Here is an 18,427-nt window from a genome sequence, read left to right on the forward strand (position 1 = left end):
GCCGCGACGACCGACGTGACGACCGCGGCAGCGAGCGTCCCGCCTTCCGTCGCGACAACGACCGTGGTGAGCGTCCGCCGTTCCGTCGTGACGACCGTGGAGATCGTCCCGCGTTCCGTCGTGACGACCGCAGGGACGACCGGCGTGACGATCGTCGTGGTGACGACCGTGGTTACGGCCGGCGCGACGACAACCGCAGCGGTGGCGGCGGTGGCTTCCGGCGTGACGACAGCCGTGGTGGTGGGTTCGGTGGCCGTCGCGACGACCGTCGTGAGGGTGACCGCGGCTCCCGTCCGGCGTTCCAGCGTGACGACCGCGGCCCGCGCCGCGACGACCGCGGCGAGCGCCCCCCGTTCCGCCGTGACGACCGACGCGACGACCGACGTGACGACCGCGGCAGCGAGCGTCCCGCCTTCCGCCGCGACAACGACCGCCGGGACGACCGCGGCGAGCGTCCCCCCTTCCGTCGTGACAACGACCGCCGCGACGACCGGCGCGACGACCGCGGCGGCGAGCGCCCCGCGTTCCGTCGGGACGACCGGCGTGACGACCGCAGGGACGACCGCCGTGACGATCGTCGTGGTGACGACCGTGGTTACGGCCGCCGCGACGACAACCGCAGCGGTGGCGGCGGTGGCTTCCGTGGGTCTCGTGACGACCGCGGGCCCCGCAGGGACGACCGTGGTGGGCGGCCCGGCGGGTACCGGGGCCGTGACGGGCGGGACGACCGCAGGGACGACCGGCGGGGCGGTGGACCCCGATTCCGCGACGAGCGGGACCGGGACCGTGAGCCGATCAAGCGGCTGCCGATCCCGGAGGACGTCACCGGCGACGAGATCGACAAGGACGTACGGCAGGAGCTCCAGAGCCTGCCCAAGACGCTCGCCGAGGACGTCGCCAAGAACCTGGTGATGGTCGCGCGGCTGATCGACGAGGACCCCGAGGGCGCCTACGGGTACTCGAAGGTGGCCCTGCGGCTCGCCTCCCGTGTCGCCGCCGTCCGGGAGGCGGGCGGATTCGCCGCGTACGCGACCCAGCGGTACAGCGAGGCGCTCGCCGAGTTCCGGGCCGCGCGGCGGATGACCGGTGGCGTCGAGCTGTGGCCCGTCATGGCCGACTGCGAGCGCGGGCTCGGGCGGCCGGAGAAGGCGCTCGACATGGCCGGCGCTCCCGAGGTGAACAAGCTCGACAAGGCCGGCCAGGTGGAGATGCGGCTCGTAGCGGCGGGCGCACGGCGCGACATGGGGCAGCTCGACGCGGCCATCGTGACGTTGCAGAGCCCCGAGCTGGCGGCCGGCTCCGTGCAGCCGTGGACCGCGCGGCTGCGGTACGCGTACGCCGACGCGCTGCTGGCGGCCGGGCGTGAGGGGGAGGCGCGCGAGTGGTTCGCCAAGGCGCTCGAGGCCGACCGCGACGGCAGCACGGACGCCTCCGACCGCCTCGCCGAACTGGACGGGGTGGACTTCGTCGACGCCCTGGACGAGGAAGGGACCGACGGGACCGACGCGACCGTCGTCGAGAAGGCGGCGGACGAGGCCGACGGGCCGGTAGAAGCAGAGGCCGAGGCGGATGCCGGGGCCGTGCGCGAGCGGGACGCGGACGACCGCGACTAGGACTGACGTCCCGGCGCAGTACGTCGGCGTCGCGACAACGGGAAGGGGCGGGATCCGGTGCCACCGGGTCCCGCCCTTTCGCGCGTCGTGAGGGCGCGCGGGCTCAGAGGTCGAGGGCGCGCAGGACCAGGCCCGACGCGGGCTTGGGGCCGAACGACGTCGACTTGCGGGGCATCGTGACGCCCTGGCGGGCGAGATCGCGCACGACCTCCTCGCGGACGGGGTGCAGCAGGACCGCCGTACCGCCGTCGCGTTCCGCCTTGCGCACGGTCGCGGCGGTGTCGTGGATGTAGGCGATGCGGGCGGGGTCGTCCTCGGGGATGTGCCAGACGTGGTCGAGGAGGGTGGCGTGCAGGACCGTCGCGTCCAGGGTGCGCCAGGCCTCGGGGAGCCCCGTGGGGATCGTCCGGTCGAGGAGCGCCGGGTCGGGCCGGTCGACGAGATGGAAGGCGCCGTCGCCCGCGAGGAGGAACGCGTTGCCGGGGCAGGCCGCGTCCGCGAGGGCCGCGAGGGCCTCCGGGAGGTCGGTCTCCAGGCGGCGGACGCGGAACCGTCCGTCGAGGGCTGCCACGGCCTCGGCGACCGGCAGGCCGTGCAGGAGGCGGTGGATGGCGCGGACGCGCAGGGGATAGCGGGCGGTGTCCACCAGGAGGACCAGGCCGTGGTCCCAGGGGCTGGGGGAGGGTTGCTCGGCGCGCAGCCGCAGGTAGGTCGCCCAGCGGTGGTGGCCGTCGGCGATGAGGGCCTGGTGGCCGGCGAGGTCCGCCTGGACACGGGCCGTCTCGGCGGGGTCGGTGATCGCCCAGAGCCGGTGGCTGTAGCCGTCCTCGGTGGTGGTGGACAGGAGCGGTGGGAGCTCCGCCGCGCGGTCCACGATCTCGGCCGTCGTGCCGTTGCCGCGGTAGGTGAGCAGGAGGGGTTCGAGGTTCGCGTGCGTGGCGCGCATCAGGGCCGCGCGGTCCGCGACGACGTGCGGCATGACGTCCTCGTGCGGCAGGACGATGCCCTCCGAGGGGTCCGAGACGCGCAGGGTGCCGATCAGTCCGCGCTGGAGCATGCCGTCCGCGTGCCGCTGTTCGTAGACGTACAGGGCGGGCTCGGGATCGGTGGTCAGGACCCCCTCGGACAGCCAGCGGCGCAGGGTGTCGGCGGCCTGTTCGTTGCGGGCGGCCGGGGTGGTGGCCTGGGGGAGGATCAGACGGACGATGTTGTACGGGTCCGCGTCCTGGAGGTGGTGCAGGCCGTCGGGGCGGACCACGACGTCGTACGGCGGGGAGGTGACGGCGGCGAGACTGCCGACCCGGTCGGGGTCGTAGCGCAGGCCTCGGAACGGGGTGAGTTCCAGGCCCCGGGGCGCCGTCGCTTCCGAGTGACCTGCTGAGTTCATCCCGGCATCGTACGTCCGTCGGCGGCATGCGGGATGATCGGGGGAAAGCGGAGCTAACGAGGAGCGATGTGGAATGAGCCGGAGCGTCAGGACGAGGCCCGAGGGCAGTGGGCAGGCCCTGAGCGAGGCGTACGACACGGCGCTGCTCGACCTGGACGGGGTGGTCTACGCGGGCGGTAACGCGATCGCGCACGCCGTCGAGTCGCTGGCCACCGCGCGTGCGGACGGGATGCGGCTCGCGTACGTCACCAACAACGCGCTGCGCACGCCGGACACGGTGGCCGGGCATCTCACCGAGTTGGGGATACCGACGGGCGCCGACGACGTCATCACGTCGGCGCAGGCGGTCGCGCGGCTGATCAGCGAGCAGGTCCCGGCGGGCGCGCGGGTGCTGGTGATCGGCGGGGAGGGGCTGCGGGTCGCGCTGCGCGAGCGCGGGCTCGAACCGGTGGAGTCGGCGGACGACGATCCCGCGGCCGTGGTCCAGGGGTTCGGCGGGCCCGATCTGCCGTGGGGGCGGTTCGCGGAGGCGTCGTACGCCGTGGCGCGCGGGGTGCCGTGGTTCGCGTCCAACACGGACCTGACGATCCCCAGCGGGCGTGGCATCGCCCCGGGCAACGGCGCGGCGGTGGAGGTCGTGCGGATCGCGACCGGCGCCGAGCCGCAGGTCGCGGGCAAGCCGTTGCCGCCGATGCACCGGGAGACGATCCTGCGCACGGGCGCCGAGCGGCCGTTGGTCGTCGGGGACCGGCTGGACACGGACATCGAGGGGGCGTTCAACGGCGAGGTCGACTCGCTGCTCGTCCTCACCGGTGTCACGGACGGGGCGCAGTTGCTCGCCGCGCCGCCGCAGCACCGGCCGACGTACGTGGACAGCGATCTGCGGGGGATGCTCACCGGCCAGCCGGAGGTCACCGAGGAAGGCGGCGGGTTCCGCTGCGGTGGCTGGACCGCGAGCGCCGGCGCCGAACGCCTGGAGCTGGCGGGGGACGGCGAACCCCTCGACGGGCTGCGGGCGTTGTGCGCGGCGGCCTGGACGGCGGCCGGCGAGCGCGGTGGTGTGCTCGACGGAGGAAAGGCGCTGGCGCGGCTGGGGCTGTGACCACGGGCCACGGGCGGCGCCGTCGGTGCCCGGGAGCGAAGGGTGTTGGCAGGGTAGGCTAACCTAACTGCGTGTTGGTCGACAGTGTTCCCGAACAGCGCGCGGAGACCGCCCCCGCGCCTCCAAGACGCCTTGCGCTGCGGTCCGTCGGGCTGCTCGCCTCGGCGGCGCTCCTGCTGCTGGTCGCCCTGGCGAGCATCGCCGTCGGCGCCAAGGAGCTGTCCGTCGCGCAGGTCCTGCACGGACTGTTCGAGGACTCGGGCACCTACGCGGACGTCGTGGTCGACGAGCGGCTGTCGCGGACCGTGCTCGGGCTGCTCGTCGGGGCCGCACTGGGTCTGTCCGGCGCGGTGCTCCAGGCCCTGACGCGCAATCCGCTGGCCGACCCCGGACTGCTCGGCATCAACGCGGGCGCCTCGGCGGCCGTGGTCACCGCCATCACCTTCCTCGGCGTCACGAGCCTCGACGGATACGTGTGGTTCGCCTTCTTCGGGGCGGCCGCGGTCGGCGCGCTCGTCTGGTTCCTGGGCGGCAGCCGGGGAGCCACGCCGGTGCGGCTCGCGCTCGCCGGTACGGCGATCAGCGCCGCGCTCTACGGCTATCTCCAGGCCGTGATGATCATGGATGACGCGGCGCTCGCCAGGATGCGGTTCTGGACGGTCGGGTCGCTGTCCTCGGCCACCGACGGGACCATCCGGCAGGTGCTGCCCTTCCTGGTCGTCGGCACCCTGCTGTCGTTCGCCCTGGCCCGCCCGCTGAACGCCGTGGCGATGGGCGACGACACCGCCAAGGCGCTCGGCGCGAACCTGAACCGCACCCGGGCGCTGTCGATGCTCGCCGCCACCGTGCTGTGCGGGGCCGCGACCGCCGCCTGCGGGCCGATCGTGTTCGTCGGGCTGATGGTCCCCCATGTCGTGCGTTCGTTCACCGGCCCCGACCTGCGCTGGATCATGCCGTACGCGGCCGTCCTGTCGCCCGTGCTGCTGCTCGGGTCCGACGTCCTCGGCCGGGTCGTCGCCCGCCCTTCGGAGGTCCAGGTCGGCATCATCACCGCCCTCGTCGGCGGCCCTGTCTTCATCTTTCTCGTACGACGGCGGAGGACGGCCCAGCTGTGAAGAGCGCGCAGAAGACCCCGCACGGCCGTCCTCGTGCGCTGCGGACCCCCGGCGGGCTCTCCTTCCGGCTGGAGCCGCGGGCGCTGATCGTCGTCGTGCTGCTGGTGGTCGCCGCGCTCGTGGCGGGCGTGGTGCTGATCGGCACCGGCGACTACCCGATCCCGGCCGGCGACGTCGTGCGGACGCTGCTCGGGGACGGCGACCCCGGCCAGGAGTTCATCGTCGAGGAGCTGCGGCTGCCGCGGGTCCTCGTGGGGCTGCTCGTCGGCGCCTCGCTGGGGCTCGGCGGCGCGCTCTTCCAGGCCGTGTCGCGCAACCCGCTGGGCAGCCCCGACGTGCTCGGGCTCGGGCAGGGGGCGACGGCCGGCGCGCTCGTGATGATCGTGCTGTTCTCCGGGAGCACCGCCCAGGTGACCCTGGGCGCGCTGGTGGGCGGCCTGGTGACCGGGGCGCTGATCTACCTGCTGGCCTGGCGGCGGGGGGTGCACGGGTACCGGCTCGTGCTCGTCGGCATCGGTGTCTCGGCGATGGCCACGGCGGTCAACGGCTATCTGCTGACCAAGGCGGACTTCGTGGACGCGGCGCGGGCGCTGGTGTGGATGACCGGCACGCTCGACGGCCGCGACTGGAAGCAGGTCTGGCCGCTGCTCGCGCTGGCCGGTGTGCTCGTGCCGCTGGTCCTCGCCAACGCGCGCGGGCTGCGGATGATGGAGATGGGCGACGACGTCTCGTACGCGCTGGGGGTGCGGGTGGAGCGGGTGCGGCTGCTGCTGATGGTCTGCGCCGTGCTGCTCACGGCGGCCGCCACCGCCGCCGCGGGCCCCGTGAGTTTCGTGGCGCTCACCGCGCCGCAGCTCGCCCGGCGGCTGACCCGCTCGCCCGGCCCGAACCTGGTGCCGTCCCTGTGCATGGGCGCGGCCCTGCTGGTCACCGCCGACTGGGCCTCCCAGCGCCTCTTCGGCGACGGACAGCTGCCCGTGGGCGTGGTCACCGGCGTGCTGGGCGGCGTCTACCTGCTGTGGCTCCTCGTCACCGAGCGCAGGGCGGGGCGGATATGAGGGGCGCGCGCCGGTCAGCGGCGGCCGCCCGCCCGATCAGGACAACCGAAGGAGCACCGTGAACCGCCTGTCCGCCGAGAACGTCACCCTCGCCTATGACCAGCGGGTCATCGCCGAACAGCTGTCGGTGGAGATACCGGACAACTCCTTCACGGTGATCGTCGGCCCGAACGCCTGCGGCAAGTCGACGCTGCTGCGGGCGCTGTCGCGGATGCTGAAGCCGAGCCGGGGCCGCGTGCTGCTCGACGGGCAGGCGATCCAGTCGATGCCCGCCAAGAAGGTCGCCCGGACGCTGGGGCTGCTGCCGCAGTCGTCGATCGCGCCGGACGGGATCACCGTCGCCGACCTCGTGGGCCGCGGACGCTATCCGCACCAGGGCATCCTGCGCCAGTGGTCGGACGACGACGAGCGGGTCGTGCGGGAGTCCATGGCGCAGACCGGTGTCGCCCAGCTCGCCGACCGGTACGTCGACGAGCTGTCCGGCGGTCAGCGCCAGCGGGTGTGGATCGCGATGGCCCTCGCCCAGCAGACGCCGCTGCTGCTGCTCGACGAGCCGACGACGTACCTCGACATCCAGCACCAGATCGACGTGCTGGACCTGTGCGCGGAGCTGCACGAGGAGCAGGGACGCACGCTCGTCGCGGTGCTGCACGACCTCAACCACGCGGCCCGGTACGCCACCCATCTGATCGCGCTGAAGGGCGGCGAGATCATCGCGCAGGGCGCGCCGAACGACATCGTGACGGCCTCTCTGGTGGAGGAGGTGTTCGGGCTGCGCTGCCAGGTCGTCGACGACCCGGAGACGGGGACGCCGCTGGTGGTGCCCGCGGCCCGCAAGGCCCGGGCGCGGGCCGGGCGGGCGGTCGCTACAGAAGCTTCCTGAGCTGGAACAGGTCGCGCAGGCCCGCCTCGAGCCTGACCCGGCCCGAGCCCCAGGCCTTGGCGAAGTTCAGCTCGCCGTCGACCAGCGCGACCAGGTCGTCGCCGGTCATGGCGAGCCTGATCTGCGCCTTCTCGACGGGAGGCCCCTGGAGGGTGTCCTGCACGACGATCCGGCCGTCCGTCATCCGGCCGACGAACGTGATGTCGAGATCGGTGATCCGGCAGCTCACCGACCGGTCCAGGGCCGCGGCCGTACGGACGTCCCCCTCGGCGCTGCGCATGGAGTCGGAGAGCTTCTCGAGTGCGGCGCGGCACTCTTCGGTCGTGGCCATGGCGACCGACGGTACCCCAGGTGTTCGGAGTACCGTCTGGGCATGAGCGACACAGCGCCGCAGGCGGCGGCGGGGACCGTACCGGAGTCCGGTCGGGAGACCGGCCCCGACGAGCCGTTCGAGCGGCGGGAGCCACCGGAGCACGATCCCGCCGCGCCCGCCCCGCTGGCCGTCCCCCGCGTTCCCACCGGTGACGCGGAGGTGGACGCCCTGCTGGACCGGCTGGCCGACGCCGACCACCTCGCCACCGACGGACACGTCGAGGTGTACGAGGATGTACACCGGGGGCTGCGCGACGCGCTCACCGCGCTCGACGCCCGCCCGGGACCTCCGGCGCCCCCGGTGCCGTACCGACACAGGAGCTGAACCGAACGTGGCAGGAGTCGCACGACGCCGTCTGGACGCGGAGCTGGTCCGCCGCAAGCTCGCGCGTTCGCGTGAGCACGCCGGCCAGCTGATCGCCGCCGGGCGGGTCACCGTCGGGAAGACCGTCGCGACCAAGTCCGCCACCCAGGTCGAGACGGCCGCCGCGATCGTCGTCGCCGTCGACGGCGACGACCCCGACTACGTGTCCCGGGGCGGCCACAAGCTGGCCGGCGCGCTGGCCGCCTTCGTGCCGCGGGGGCTCGTCGTGGAGGGGCGGCGGGCGCTGGACGCCGGCGCGTCGACCGGCGGATTCACCGATGTGCTGCTGCGGGCCGGGGCCGCGCACGTGGTCGCCGTCGACGTCGGATACGGACAACTCGCGTGGTCTCTTCAGAGCGATGAACGCGTCACCGTCAAGGACCGTACGAACGTACGCGAGTTGACGCTTGAAGCGATCGGTGGGAAGCCTGTGGATCTTGTCGTGGGGGACTTGTCCTTCATCCCGCTGGGGCTGGTGCTGCCGGCTCTGGCACGGTGCGCCGGGCCGGACGCGGATCTGGTGATGATGGTCAAGCCGCAGTTCGAGGTGGGCAAGGAACGGCTCGGCAGCGGGGGCGTCGTACGCAGCCCGCAGCTGCGGGCGGAGGCCGTGCGGGGTGTGGCCGCCAAGGCGTGGGACCTGGGGCTGGGGGTGCGGGGTGTCACGGCCAGCCCGCTGCCCGGACCGTCGGGCAACGTCGAGTACTTTCTGTGGCTCAGGGCGGGGGCGCCCGCCCTCGACCCGGCCGACGTCGACCGTGCAGTTGCGGAGGGGCCGCGTTGACTCAGAACCGAGCTCGTACTGTTTTCCTGCTCGCGCACACCGGGCGGCCCGCGGCCATCCGCAGCGCCGAGCTGGTCGTCAAGGGCCTGCTGCGCGAGGGCATCGGGGTACGCGTCCTGGAGTACGAGGCCGCCGACCTGCCCCTGCCCCAGGAGGTGGAGCTGGTCTCCGAGGCCACTCCGCAGTGCCTCGAAGGGTGTGAGCTGCTCATCGTCCTCGGCGGCGACGGCACGCTGCTGCGCGGCGCGGAGTTCGCGCGGGCCTCGGGGGTGCCGATGCTCGGCGTCAACCTCGGGAGCGTCGGCTTCCTCGCCGAGGCCGAGCGCGACGACCTCGACAAGGTCGTCGACCGGGTGGTGACCCGGGCGTACGAGGTCGAGGAACGGATGACCGTCGACGTCGTCGTGCACCGCAACGGCGACATCGTGCACACCGACTGGGCGCTCAACGAGGCGGCCGTGCAGAAGGCGGGCGCGGAGAAGCTGCTCGAGGTCGTCCTGGAGATCGACGGGCGGCCGGTCACCGGGTTCGGGTGCGACGGGATCGTGCTGTCCACGCCGACCGGGTCCACCGCGTACGCGTTCTCGGCCGGCGGTCCCGTGGTGTGGCCCGAGGTCGAGGCGCTGCTCATGGTGCCGATCAGCGCGCACGCGCTGTTCGCCAAGCCCCTGGTGACCTCGCCCGACTCCGTGCTCGCGGTGGAGGTGCTGCCGCACATCCCGCCGGGCGTGCTGTGGTGCGACGGGCGGCGCACGGTCGAGCTGCCCGCGGGGGCGCGGGTCGAGGTGCGGCGGGGCGCCGTCCCGGTGCGGCTCGCCCGACTGCACCACGCCTCGTTCACGGACCGGCTGGTGGCGAAGTTCGCCCTGCCCGTCTCCGGATGGCGGGGCGCCCGGCAGTAGCCGCCCGCGCGCCCCGGCCCGGGGAGGCCGTCCACCCGCCCGGGTGATAAGTGCGGCCTCTCCGCTTTCGTCCACCTGCGGCTTCCGCTTCCGGGGGCGGGGGGCGTCGCACTTCCTCCCCGCGACCTCGTAAGGTCGTGTCCGTGTTGGAGGAGATGCGGATACGGTCGCTCGGAGTCATCGACGACGCGGTCGTCGAGCTGTCGCCAGGCTTCACCGCCGTCACGGGTGAGACGGGCGCGGGCAAGACCATGGTGGTCACCAGCCTCGGGCTGCTGCTGGGCGGGCGCGCGGACCCGGCGCTCGTGCGGATCGGCGCCGAGAAGGCGGTCGTGGAGGGGCGGATCGCCCTGCCCGCGGACGCCTCGGTGCTGGTGCGGGCCGAGGAGGCGGGGGCCGAGCTCGACGACGGGGCGTTGCTCATCAGCCGTACCGTTTCCGCCGAGGGGCGGTCACGGGCGCACGTGGGCGGGCGCAGTGTGCCGATGGGCGTGCTGGCCGAGCTCGCCGACGAGCTGGTCGCCGTCCACGGGCAGACCGACCAGCAGGGGCTGCTGAAACTGTCCCGGCAGCGGCAGGCGCTCGACCGGTACGCGGGCGACGCGGTGACCGTGCCGCTCGCCAAGTACACCGGGGCCTACCGGCGGCTGCGGGCCGTGACCGCCGAGCTGGACGAGATCGTCACCCGCGCGCGCGAGCGGGCCCAGGAGGCCGACCTGCTGCGCTTCGGGCTCGACGAGATCGCCGCGGTGGAACCGCGGGCCGGCGAGGACGTGGAGCTGGCGGAGGAGGCGGAGCGGCTCGGGCACGCCGAGGCCCTGTCGTCCGCCGCCACGGCCGCCCACGCGGCCCTCGCGGGTGTTCCGGAGGACCCCGAGGGCATCGAGGCCACCACGCTCGTGGCGGGTGCGCAGCGGGCCCTGGAGGCCGTCCGCTCGCACGACCCGGCGCTGTCGGCGCTCGCCGACCGGATCGGGGAGATCGGCATCCTGCTGGGCGACGTGGCGGGCGAGCTCGCCGGGTACGCCGACGACCTGGACGCCGATCCGCTGCGGCTGTCGGCCGTGGAGGAGCGCCGGGCCGCGCTCACCGCCCTCACCCGCAAGTACGGCGAGGACGTGGGAGCGGTGCTCGCCTGGGCCGAGCGCAGCGCCGCCCGGCTCACCGAGCTGGACGGCGACGACGAGCGCATCGACGAGCTGACCGCCGAGCGGGACGCCCTGCGCGGCGAGCTCGGCGGCCTGGCCCAGGCGCTCACCGACGCGCGCACGGAGGCCGCCGAGCGGTTCGCCGCCGCGGTGACCGCCGAACTGGCGTCGCTGGCGATGCCGCACGCGCGTGTGTCCTTCGAGATCCGGCAGAGCGAGGACCCGGAGGGCGTCGAGGTCGGCGGCCGGCCGGTCGCCTACGGGCCGGCCGGCGTGGACGAGGTCGAGCTGCTGCTCGCGCCGCACCCGGGGGCGCCGCCGCGGCCCATCGCGAAGGGCGCCTCGGGCGGTGAGCTCTCGCGTGTGATGCTCGCGGTGGAGGTCGTGTTCGCGGGGACGGACCCGGTGCCGACGTACCTCTTCGACGAGGTCGACGCGGGGGTCGGCGGCAAGGCGGCCGTCGAGATCGGGCGGCGTCTCGCCCGGCTGGCCAGGACCGCTCAGGTCGTGGTCGTGACGCACCTCCCGCAGGTCGCCGCGTTCGCCGACCGGCAGCTGCTGGTCGAGAAGACCAACGACGGCTCGGTGACCCGGTCCGGGGTGAAGGTCCTGGAGGGCGAGGACCGCATCCGGGAGCTGTCGCGGATGCTGGCGGGCCAGGAGGACTCCGAGACGGCCCGGGCGCACGCGGAGGAGCTGCTGGCGGCGGCCCGCGCGGACGGCTGAGGAGGACGCCCTGCGGCCTCCTCCCGCAGGAGGAGGCCGGATCCACGCGCGCGGCACACGACGCGGCCCCGGCCGCGGCGGCCGCCCCGCCCCGGCCCGGCCGGGACGACCTGGACGGCGACTGCCGTGCTGGGCGCGGTGCCGTCCCGTGCGGCGCGCACGCCGGAAGCGGACGAACCACGCGGGCCGGACGGCCGAGCCGCACCCCGGCCCGCCCATCGCCTTGGCGGGCGCGCTCACGGCGGCCCGTATTGCCCCGGCCGCCGCGTTCGCTTTGGTCGCCGCCGGGGCCTGCGGGACTTAGGACGGTGTCGCCGGTGCCGGTGCCGGTGATGCGCGGCGCGGTGAAGCTGTCCGGGGTCTCGGCGGGCGCGCTGACGGAGGGACGGCCCGTGGACGGCGCCGGTCGCGGCGGCGGGACGTCAGGGTAGCGCGGGGCGCATGCGCGGGGCGCGCTGCCCGGGGCGGCGGTGGCCGCCGGGAACGGGCGTGCGGATCCGCTCGCGCACGCCGTCGCCGTGGTGACCGCGGGGGTGTTCGGGGACCGGGTGAGCGAAACGGCGAGGTCGGTATTCGGGTAATCGAACGGAACCCCGACTTCGCTCACCCGTGCGGGTGATGCCGTAGGCGCTGTGACCGGGTGTCAGGGCGCTCGGCGGCACGGAACACCCGTGCGTGCTGGCATCCTTGGGCGTAGTGCGTGGAGGACTTCCGGCGGTCCACCCCTCCGCCCGGTCCTTCTGTACGTTTCTTCGTGACCGTCCGACGCCGAACCAGGAGCCCGGCCACGTGAGCAGCCACTCACCGCACGGCCAGTCGCCGCTGCGCACCGTGCAGGTGCTGGGCGGCGGCAACGCCGGCAGCAGCGCGCACGTGCGCTCCCTGGCCGCGGGGCTCGTCGCACGGGGCGTGCGGGTGACGGTGTGCGCCCCCTTCGAGGCCGACGACGCCTACGACTTCACGGGTACCGGCGCCGCACACGTGCACGTGCCGCGCAGCAGCGACCCGGGCTCCGTCGCGGTGCTCCGGGCGGCCTGCACCGACGCCGACCTCGTCCACGCGCACGGGCTGCACGCCTCCTTCCGGGCCGTCCTCGCGCTCAGCGGCCGACGCACCCCGCTCATCGTCACCTGGCACGACCGCGCGCACGCCGAGGGCGCCCGCGCCCATCTGCTGAGGCTGCTGGAACGGCGGGTCGCGAGGGCCGCGACCGTGCTGCTGGGCACCAGCTCCGACCTCGTCGACCGGGCCCGCGGGACGGGCGCGCGCGACGCCCGGCTCGCCGCCGTGGCGCTGCCCCGGTCCCGCCGGACCGCACACGAGGGCACCGAGGCGGCAGGACCGCGGTCGGCCAAGCTGCGGGCCGAACTCGGCGCGACGGGACGCCCGTTGTTCGTGGCCGTCGGCTCCCTGGAGCGCCGTCGCGGCCACGGGCTCCTGCTGGACGCCGCCCGCGTGTGGCGCGAGCTGGACCCGTCGCCGCTGGTCGTGGTCGCGGGGGAGGGGCCGCAGCGGGCCGAGCTCCAGCGCCGCATCGAGGACGAGGAACTGCCGGTCCGCCTCCTCGGACGTCGGGACGACGTGAGCGAGCTGCTCTCCGCCGCCGATCTGGCCCTGCTGCCCGGCCGCGGGGAGTCGCGGTCGGTCCTGGCGCAGGAGGCGCTGCACGCGCGCGTGCCGCTGGTCGCCGTGGTGTCGGGCGGCATCCGTGAACTCGTCGGCGACGCCGCCGAACTGGTCCCGCCGCACGACCCGGCGGCCTTCGCCGCGGCCGTCGTCCGCCTCCTCGACGACCCGGGACGGGCCGAGCAGCTGCGTGACCTCGGCACCCGGCAGGCGGCCGGCTGGCCCACCGAGGACGAGACCGTCGCCCAGGTGCTCAGCGTCTACGACGAGCTGACGCAGCCCCAGCCGATGATCTGACGGCTCACGGCACGTGCCGCCGGGCCCGCAGGGCCAGGCTCAACGCCAGCACCGTCTGCGGGTCGTCGAGGTCGGTGCCCAGCAACTCACCGATGCGGGCGAGGCGGTTGTACAGCGTCTGGCGGTTCAGGTGCAGTTCGCGGGCCGTCTCGGCCTTGCGGCCCGCGTGCGCCAGATAGACCTCCAGGGTGGGCAGCAGCGGCGGCTTGGAGCGGTGGTCGTGGTCGCGCACCGGGCCGATCGCGCGGTCCACGAAGGCCGCCAGGTCGGGGTGGTCGCGCAGCCGCCACAGCAGGAGGTCGATGTCCAGCCGGCGGGCGTCGAACCAGGGACGGTCCGGCAGCCCCTGGGCGGCGGTCGCCGTCTCCGCCGCGTGCCGCAGCCCCGCCGAGGCCGCCGCCCAGCCGCCCGCCATCCCGACCACCACCACGGGCGGCTGCGCGCCGGGCCGCTGCATCCCCGCCCGCTCCACCCCGGCCCGCAGCGCCGCCGCGACCCGGTCCGCGACCGCCGGCCGCTCCTGCTCCGACCGCAGCCCCAGCAGCAGCGGCACCCGGCCCTCCACCGGCCGCACGCCCAGCAGCGCGGGCACACCCACCGACGCCAGCTCCTCGGCGACCGCCCGCGCGAGCACCGCCCAGCCGCCGCCGGGGGCGAGGCCGTCGCCCAGCCGCATGACGACCGGGAGCAAGGGGCCGGTGCCCGGCTTGAAGCCGAGGACCCGGGCCTGCGCCGGCGCGTCCTCCGCGACGATCCGGCCCTCGGCGAGGTCCGTGAGGAAGTCGCCGCGGCCCCGTGCCGCGAGCTCCTCCTCCTGGCGGGCCTGCATCAGCACCACGGCCAGGATCCCGGCCGCCCGCTCGGCGGCGATCCGGTGCACGGGTGCCAGCGGCCCCCGCACGGGCAGCAGCACCAGCCGGGCGCGCACCGACCCCGTCCCCGGCCCGCCCCCGGGCACGTCCACCAGCACCGAGCCGGCCGGCGGCGGCGCGTCCTTGTGCGGCCCGCGCAGCCCCTCCCACACCTGGAGCGGATCGGTACCCTCGGGACCGGCCCCGGCTGCGTACAGCAGCTGGCCCTCGGTCGTCTCCAGGAAGACGGGGTTGTCGCCGAAGTCCGCCAGGATGCCCAGGACCTGCGGTGTACCGCCCCCGCCCAGGAGGGCCTGCGTACAGCGCCGGTGCACCTCCTCGGCCTGCTGGAGCAGCGCGTAGTGGCCGTTGACGATCTCGGTGTGGATCTCCTCGGTGACCGTCACGAACGGCACCTCGCGGTGCAGCTGCACCAGGGGCAGCCCGGTCGCGCGGGCCGTCTCGACCAGGGCCGCGGGCAGCCGGGCGAAGCGCGGGCCCAGCTCGATCACCAGGGCCGCGATGCCCCGTTCGGCCAGGGTCCGCACGAACACCCGCTGCTCGGCCGGACGCGTCCCCAGGCCGTAGCCGGTGGTCAGCAGCAGTTCGCCGCCCTTGAGCAGCGAGGCGATGTTCGGCACCTCGCCCGCGTGCACCCAGCGCACCGTGCGGCCCAGCCGGTCGGCGCCCGCGAGGATCTCGGGCAGTCCGCTGCGCAGGCCGGGCAGTTCCAGCGCGCGTCGCACGGTGATACCGGCGCTGCTGCTGTCGAATCGGTGGTCGGGGCGGCTGTCCATGCAGCGGACGCTACCCGCGCGGGCCCTGCGGTGACATCCGCGGGCCGTGTCTCAGGCGGGCCGGATGTTGTGGTTGAAGCGGAACACGTTGTCGGGGTCGTACCGGCGCTTCACGTCCGCGAGGCGCCGGGCGTTCGTCTCGCCGACGCCCGCCACGACCCGGTCGGCGCCCTCGTCGCCGATGAAGTTCAGGTACACCGCTCCCGTGCTCCACGGCTGTGCGTCGGCCCGGACGTCGCGCACCCACCGCACGCACCGCTCGTCGTCCGCCGGGTCCTCCCAGAGCCCGAAGGGGTGCACGCCCCAGGGAGCGTCCCGGTACGGCACGGGGAACTCGTGGGGGCCGCTGCCGATCGCGCCGCCCTGCGGGAACAGCGCGTGCATGGTGCCGGTGGGCACGGGCAGGGCGAGACCGCGGGCGCAGTACACGTCGACGAAGTCGTCCGGGGCGCCCGTCAGGTACTCCGCCGACCAGTAGTTCCGCATGCCCGGCGGGTCGTCGAGCATGCACTGGACGTCGGCGTAGGGCATCGCCCCGACGACCTCCGCCTCGTGCGGCAGCGCCAGCAGCGGCTGCGCGAGCTTGCGCAGGTCCTCCTCGGTGCCGGCGTACGTCAGGAGCATCCCGCACAGCAGGGTGCCCACCAGGTGCGGAGGGACGAACTCGGCCGGCGGGCCGGTCAGGTAGAGCACCGCGCCGCCCGCCTCGTCCGGGCCGGCCGCGATCACGTCCCGGTAGGTGCGGGTGACCTCGGGGCCGAACTCGGGCCGGAAGAGCAGGAGGGCGATGGAGAACTCGGGCAGTTCGTGCAGCTTCAGGGTGAGGGCGGTGGCGACGCCGAAGTTGCCGCCGCCGCCGTGCAGCGCCCAGAACAGGTCCGGGTTCTCGTCGGCGTCCGTGTGCACGAGCCGGCCCTCGGCGGTGACCAGTTCGACGCCGAGCAGGTTGTCCACCGCCAGGCCGAACCGGCGGTCGAGCCAGCCGGTGCCGCCGCCGAGGACGAAGCCGCCGACGCCGGTGGTGGAGGCCCGGCCGCCGGTCGTGGCCAGCGCGTGGGGCTGGCAGGCGCGGTCCAGATCGCTCATCGTGGCCCCGCCGGCTACCCGCACGGTCCGCGCCTCGGGATCCACCAAGGCCGCGCGCATGTGACGCAGGTCCACCACCACGGCCCCGTCGCCCAGGGCCATGCCCGCGACGCTGTGCCCGCCCCCGCGCACCGCGAGGGGCAGGTCCAGCTCACGGGCGAAACGCACCGTCCGCACGACGTCGGACTCGTCCACGCACTGCGCGATCACGGCCGGACGGCGGTCGATCATCGCGTTGAAGACCGTCCGGGCCTCGTCGTAACCGGGATCCCCCGGGGCGAACACGTCGCCGACCAGATCCTCGCGCAGCGCGGCAAGGGCCACGCCCGCCTTCGATGGGGAGGCCATGTGGCGCCCCCTTCCGGAAAGGGGCTGCTGTCGGCTCCCAGCCTAGGCGGGCGGGCCGCGTCGGGCGCGTTCAGCCGCCGTACGCCCCCGACGCCGTCAGGCGCAGGGCCGTGTCGATCAGCGGGACGTGGCTGAAGGCCTGCGGGAAGTTGCCCACCTGGCGCTGGAGGCGCGGGTCCCACTCCTCGGCGAGCAGACCGAGGTCGTTGCGCAGGGAGAGCAGCTTCTCGAACAGCTTGCGGGCCTCGTCGACCCGGCCGATCATCGCGAGGTCGTCCGCCATCCAGAACGAGCAGGCCAGGAAGGCGCCTTCGTCACCGGGCAGGCCGTCGACGCCCTCGTCGCCGCCCGAGGTCGGGTAGCGCAGGATGAAGCCGTCCGTGGTGGACAGTTCACGCTGGATCGCCTCGATGGTGCCGATGACGCGCTTGTCGTCCGGGGGCAGGAAGCCCATCTGCGGGATGAGCAGCAGCGAGGCGTCCAGCTCCTTGGAGCCGTAGGACTGCGTGAAGGTGTTGCGCTCCTTGTCGTAGCCCTTCTCGCACACGTCCCGGTGGATGTCGTCGCGCAGTTCGCGCCACTTCTCCAGCGGGCCGTCCGCGTCGCCGGACTCGATCAGCTTGATGGTGCGGTCCACGGCGACCCAGGCCATCACCTTGGAGTGCACGAAGTGGCGGCGCGGGCCGCGCACCTCCCAGATGCCCTCGTCCGGCTCGTTCCAGTGGTCCTCCAGGTAGCGGATCAGCTTGAGCTGGAGGATGGAGGCGTAGTCGTTGCGGGCCAGGCCGGTCATGTGGCCCAGGTGCAGGGCCTCGGTGACCTCGCCGTACACGTCCAGCTGGAGCTGGTGCGCGGCGCCGTTGCCGACCCGCACGGGTGCGGAGTTCTCGTAGCCGGGCAGCCAGTCCAGCTCGGCCTCGCCCAGCTCGCGCTCGCCCGCGATGCCGTACATGATCTGGAGGTTCTCGGGGTCGCCCGCGACCGCCCGCAGCAGCCATTCGCGCCAGGCGCGGGCCTCCTCGCGGTAGCCGGTGCGCAGCAGCGAGGACAGGGTGATGGCCGCGTCGCGCAGCCAGGTGTAGCGGTAGTCCCAGTTGCGGACGCCGCCGATGTCCTCGGGCAGCGAGGTGGTGGGGGCCGCGACGATGCCGCCGGTGGGGGCGTACGTCAGCGCCTTGAGGGTGATCAGGGAGCGGATCACCGCCTCACGGTAGGGGCCGTGGTACGTACAGTGCTCGACCCACTCGCGCCAGAAGTCCTCGGTCGCCTGGAGCGACTGCTCGGGCTCCGGCAGCGGCGGCGGCTGCTTGTGCGAGGGCTCCCAGGAGATCGTGAACGCGATCCGGTCGCCGGGCGCCACGGTGAAGTCGGCGTACGTCGTCAGCGACTTGCCGTACGTCTCGCAGTCGGTGTCGAACCACACGGAGTCGGGGCCGGCGACGGCGACCGTGCGGCCCTCGTGCTTGTGCACCCAGGGCACGACCCGGCCGTAGGAGAACCGCATCCGCAGCGTGGATCGCATCGGGACCCGGCCCGAGACGCCCTCGACGATGCGGATGAGCTGGGGCGCCCCGTCGCGCGGGGGCATGAAATCGGTCACCCGGACCGTGCCGCGCGGGGTGTCCCACTCCGACTCCAGGATGAGCGAGTCGCCGCGGTAGGCGCGCCGGGCCGCGCGCGGCGGGGGCGCGTCGGAGGCGTGCGCGGGGCCGAGGCGCCAGAAGCCGTGTTCCTCGGTGCCGAGCAGACCCGCGAAGATCGCGTGCGAGTCGAAGCGGGGCAGGCACAGCCAGTCGACTGTGCCGTCCCGGCAGACCAGTGCGGCGGTCTGCATGTCTCCGATGAGTGCGTAGTCTTCGATGCGCCCGGCCACGTGCAACTCCAGTCGAACGGCCACGTCACCCCCGTGCGGAACGGGGGCTGTCGCTAGTGCGGTCAAGGGGTCGTTTGTAATGCGTCGTTGAGCGC

At 74.2% G+C, this 18,427-nt stretch carries 15 protein-coding genes; 10 read left to right on the top strand and 5 right to left on the bottom strand.

What is annotated here, in order from left to right; all coding sequences use genetic code 11:
- Positions 1–803 precede the first annotated feature (803 nt).
- Positions 804–1,613, top strand: coding sequence for a tetratricopeptide repeat protein (locus Saso_RS04390; RefSeq protein WP_194540239.1), 810 nt, complete (start codon positions 804–806; stop codon positions 1,611–1,613).
- 103 nt (positions 1,614–1,716) lie between these two features.
- Here the strand turns inward: Saso_RS04390 and Saso_RS04395 are convergent, their stop codons facing one another.
- Positions 1,717–3,000 (bottom strand): DUF1015 domain-containing protein, encoded by a 1,284-nt coding sequence (locus Saso_RS04395; RefSeq protein ID WP_189927650.1) that lies wholly within the window; start codon positions 2,998–3,000, stop codon positions 1,717–1,719.
- Positions 3,001–3,073: 73 nt separating this feature from the next.
- Here Saso_RS04395 and Saso_RS04400 point away from each other — a divergent pair, with 73 nt between their 5' ends.
- From Saso_RS04400 to Saso_RS04415, 4 genes are all read left to right on the top strand, one after another.
- Positions 3,074–4,102 (top strand): HAD hydrolase-like protein, encoded by a 1,029-nt coding sequence (locus Saso_RS04400; RefSeq protein ID WP_189927649.1) that lies wholly within the window; start codon positions 3,074–3,076, stop codon positions 4,100–4,102.
- A 71-nt stretch (positions 4,103–4,173) separates the two neighbouring features.
- Positions 4,174–5,217 (top strand): FecCD family ABC transporter permease, encoded by a 1,044-nt coding sequence (locus tag Saso_RS04405; protein ID WP_189927648.1) that lies wholly within the window; start codon positions 4,174–4,176, stop codon positions 5,215–5,217.
- The gene (locus Saso_RS04410; RefSeq protein WP_189927647.1) at positions 5,214–6,275 is read left to right on the top strand and encodes a FecCD family ABC transporter permease; all 1,062 of its coding nucleotides are present in this window, start codon (positions 5,214–5,216) and stop codon (positions 6,273–6,275) included. The genes Saso_RS04405 and Saso_RS04410 overlap by 4 nt, the downstream gene beginning before the upstream one ends.
- A gap of 58 nt (positions 6,276–6,333) precedes the next feature.
- Positions 6,334–7,158, top strand: a complete 825-nt coding sequence (locus Saso_RS04415; RefSeq protein WP_189927646.1) for an ABC transporter ATP-binding protein — start codon at positions 6,334–6,336, stop codon at positions 7,156–7,158.
- On the opposite strand, the gene Saso_RS04420 is transcribed toward Saso_RS04415, so the two are convergent.
- Positions 7,142–7,489 (bottom strand): SCP2 sterol-binding domain-containing protein, encoded by a 348-nt coding sequence (locus Saso_RS04420; RefSeq protein ID WP_189927645.1) that lies wholly within the window; start codon positions 7,487–7,489, stop codon positions 7,142–7,144. The genes Saso_RS04415 and Saso_RS04420 overlap by 17 nt on opposite strands.
- A gap of 42 nt (positions 7,490–7,531) precedes the next feature.
- Here Saso_RS04420 and Saso_RS04425 point away from each other — a divergent pair, with 42 nt between their 5' ends.
- From Saso_RS04425 to Saso_RS04445, 5 genes are all read left to right on the top strand, one after another.
- Complete coding sequence (locus Saso_RS04425; RefSeq protein WP_189927644.1) at positions 7,532–7,855, top strand: hypothetical protein; 324 nt, start codon at positions 7,532–7,534, stop codon at positions 7,853–7,855.
- Between the two features lie 7 nt (positions 7,856–7,862).
- On the top strand, positions 7,863–8,678 hold the full coding sequence (locus Saso_RS04430) for a TlyA family RNA methyltransferase (RefSeq protein ID WP_189927643.1): 816 nt from the start codon (positions 7,863–7,865) through the stop codon (positions 8,676–8,678).
- Positions 8,675–9,580 (top strand): NAD kinase, encoded by a 906-nt coding sequence (locus Saso_RS04435; protein WP_189927642.1) that lies wholly within the window; start codon positions 8,675–8,677, stop codon positions 9,578–9,580. Before Saso_RS04430 ends, Saso_RS04435 begins: the two co-directional genes overlap by 4 nt.
- 155 nt (positions 9,581–9,735) lie before the next feature.
- Positions 9,736–11,454, top strand: coding sequence for a DNA repair protein RecN (gene recN, locus Saso_RS04440; protein WP_189927658.1), 1,719 nt, complete (start codon positions 9,736–9,738; stop codon positions 11,452–11,454).
- 789 nt (positions 11,455–12,243) lie between these two features.
- Positions 12,244–13,377 carry a glycosyltransferase family 4 protein gene (locus Saso_RS04445; RefSeq protein WP_189927641.1) on the top strand — a complete coding sequence of 378 codons (1,134 nt, stop codon included), beginning with the start codon at positions 12,244–12,246 and terminating at the stop codon, positions 13,375–13,377.
- A 4-nt stretch (positions 13,378–13,381) separates the two neighbouring features.
- Here Saso_RS04445 and Saso_RS04450 read toward each other — a convergent pair whose 3' ends face one another.
- The 3 genes from Saso_RS04450 to Saso_RS04460 form a co-directional block, all read right to left on the bottom strand.
- Positions 13,382–15,025, bottom strand: a complete 1,644-nt coding sequence (locus tag Saso_RS04450) for a PucR family transcriptional regulator (RefSeq protein ID WP_189927640.1) — start codon at positions 15,023–15,025, stop codon at positions 13,382–13,384.
- Between the two features lie 51 nt (positions 15,026–15,076).
- On the bottom strand, positions 15,077–16,459 hold the full coding sequence (locus Saso_RS04455) for an FAD-binding oxidoreductase (protein ID WP_189927639.1): 1,383 nt from the start codon (positions 16,457–16,459) through the stop codon (positions 15,077–15,079).
- Positions 16,460–16,529: 70 nt separating this feature from the next.
- A complete protein-coding gene (locus Saso_RS04460) occupies positions 16,530–18,332 on the bottom strand; it encodes a glycoside hydrolase family 15 protein (protein WP_189927657.1) in 1,803 nt (600 codons plus the stop codon).
- Between the last annotated feature and the right edge of the window lie 95 nt (positions 18,333–18,427).

The organism is Streptomyces asoensis (assembly GCF_016860545.1).
In the GTDB taxonomy this organism is placed as follows: Bacteria; Actinomycetota; Actinomycetes; order Streptomycetales; family Streptomycetaceae; genus Streptomyces; species Streptomyces asoensis.

Excerpts from the sequence above, each read along its gene's own strand:
- Saso_RS04395 (WP_189927650.1), bottom strand. The coding sequence starts at position 3,000 with ATGAACTCAGCAGGTCACTCGGAAGCGACGGCGCCCCGGGGCCTGGAA.
- Saso_RS04400 (WP_189927649.1), top strand. The coding sequence starts at position 3,074 with ATGAGCCGGAGCGTCAGGACGAGGCCCGAGGGCAGTGGGCAGGCCCTG.
- Saso_RS04420 (WP_189927645.1), bottom strand. The coding sequence starts at position 7,489 with ATGGCCACGACCGAAGAGTGCCGCGCCGCACTCGAGAAGCTCTCCGAC.
- Saso_RS04425 (WP_189927644.1), top strand. The coding sequence starts at position 7,532 with ATGAGCGACACAGCGCCGCAGGCGGCGGCGGGGACCGTACCGGAGTCC.
- recN (WP_189927658.1), top strand. The coding sequence starts at position 9,736 with ATGCGGATACGGTCGCTCGGAGTCATCGACGACGCGGTCGTCGAGCTG.
- Saso_RS04450 (WP_189927640.1), bottom strand. The coding sequence starts at position 15,025 with ATGGACAGCCGCCCCGACCACCGATTCGACAGCAGCAGCGCCGGTATC.
- Saso_RS04455 (WP_189927639.1), bottom strand. The coding sequence starts at position 16,459 with ATGGCCTCCCCATCGAAGGCGGGCGTGGCCCTTGCCGCGCTGCGCGAG.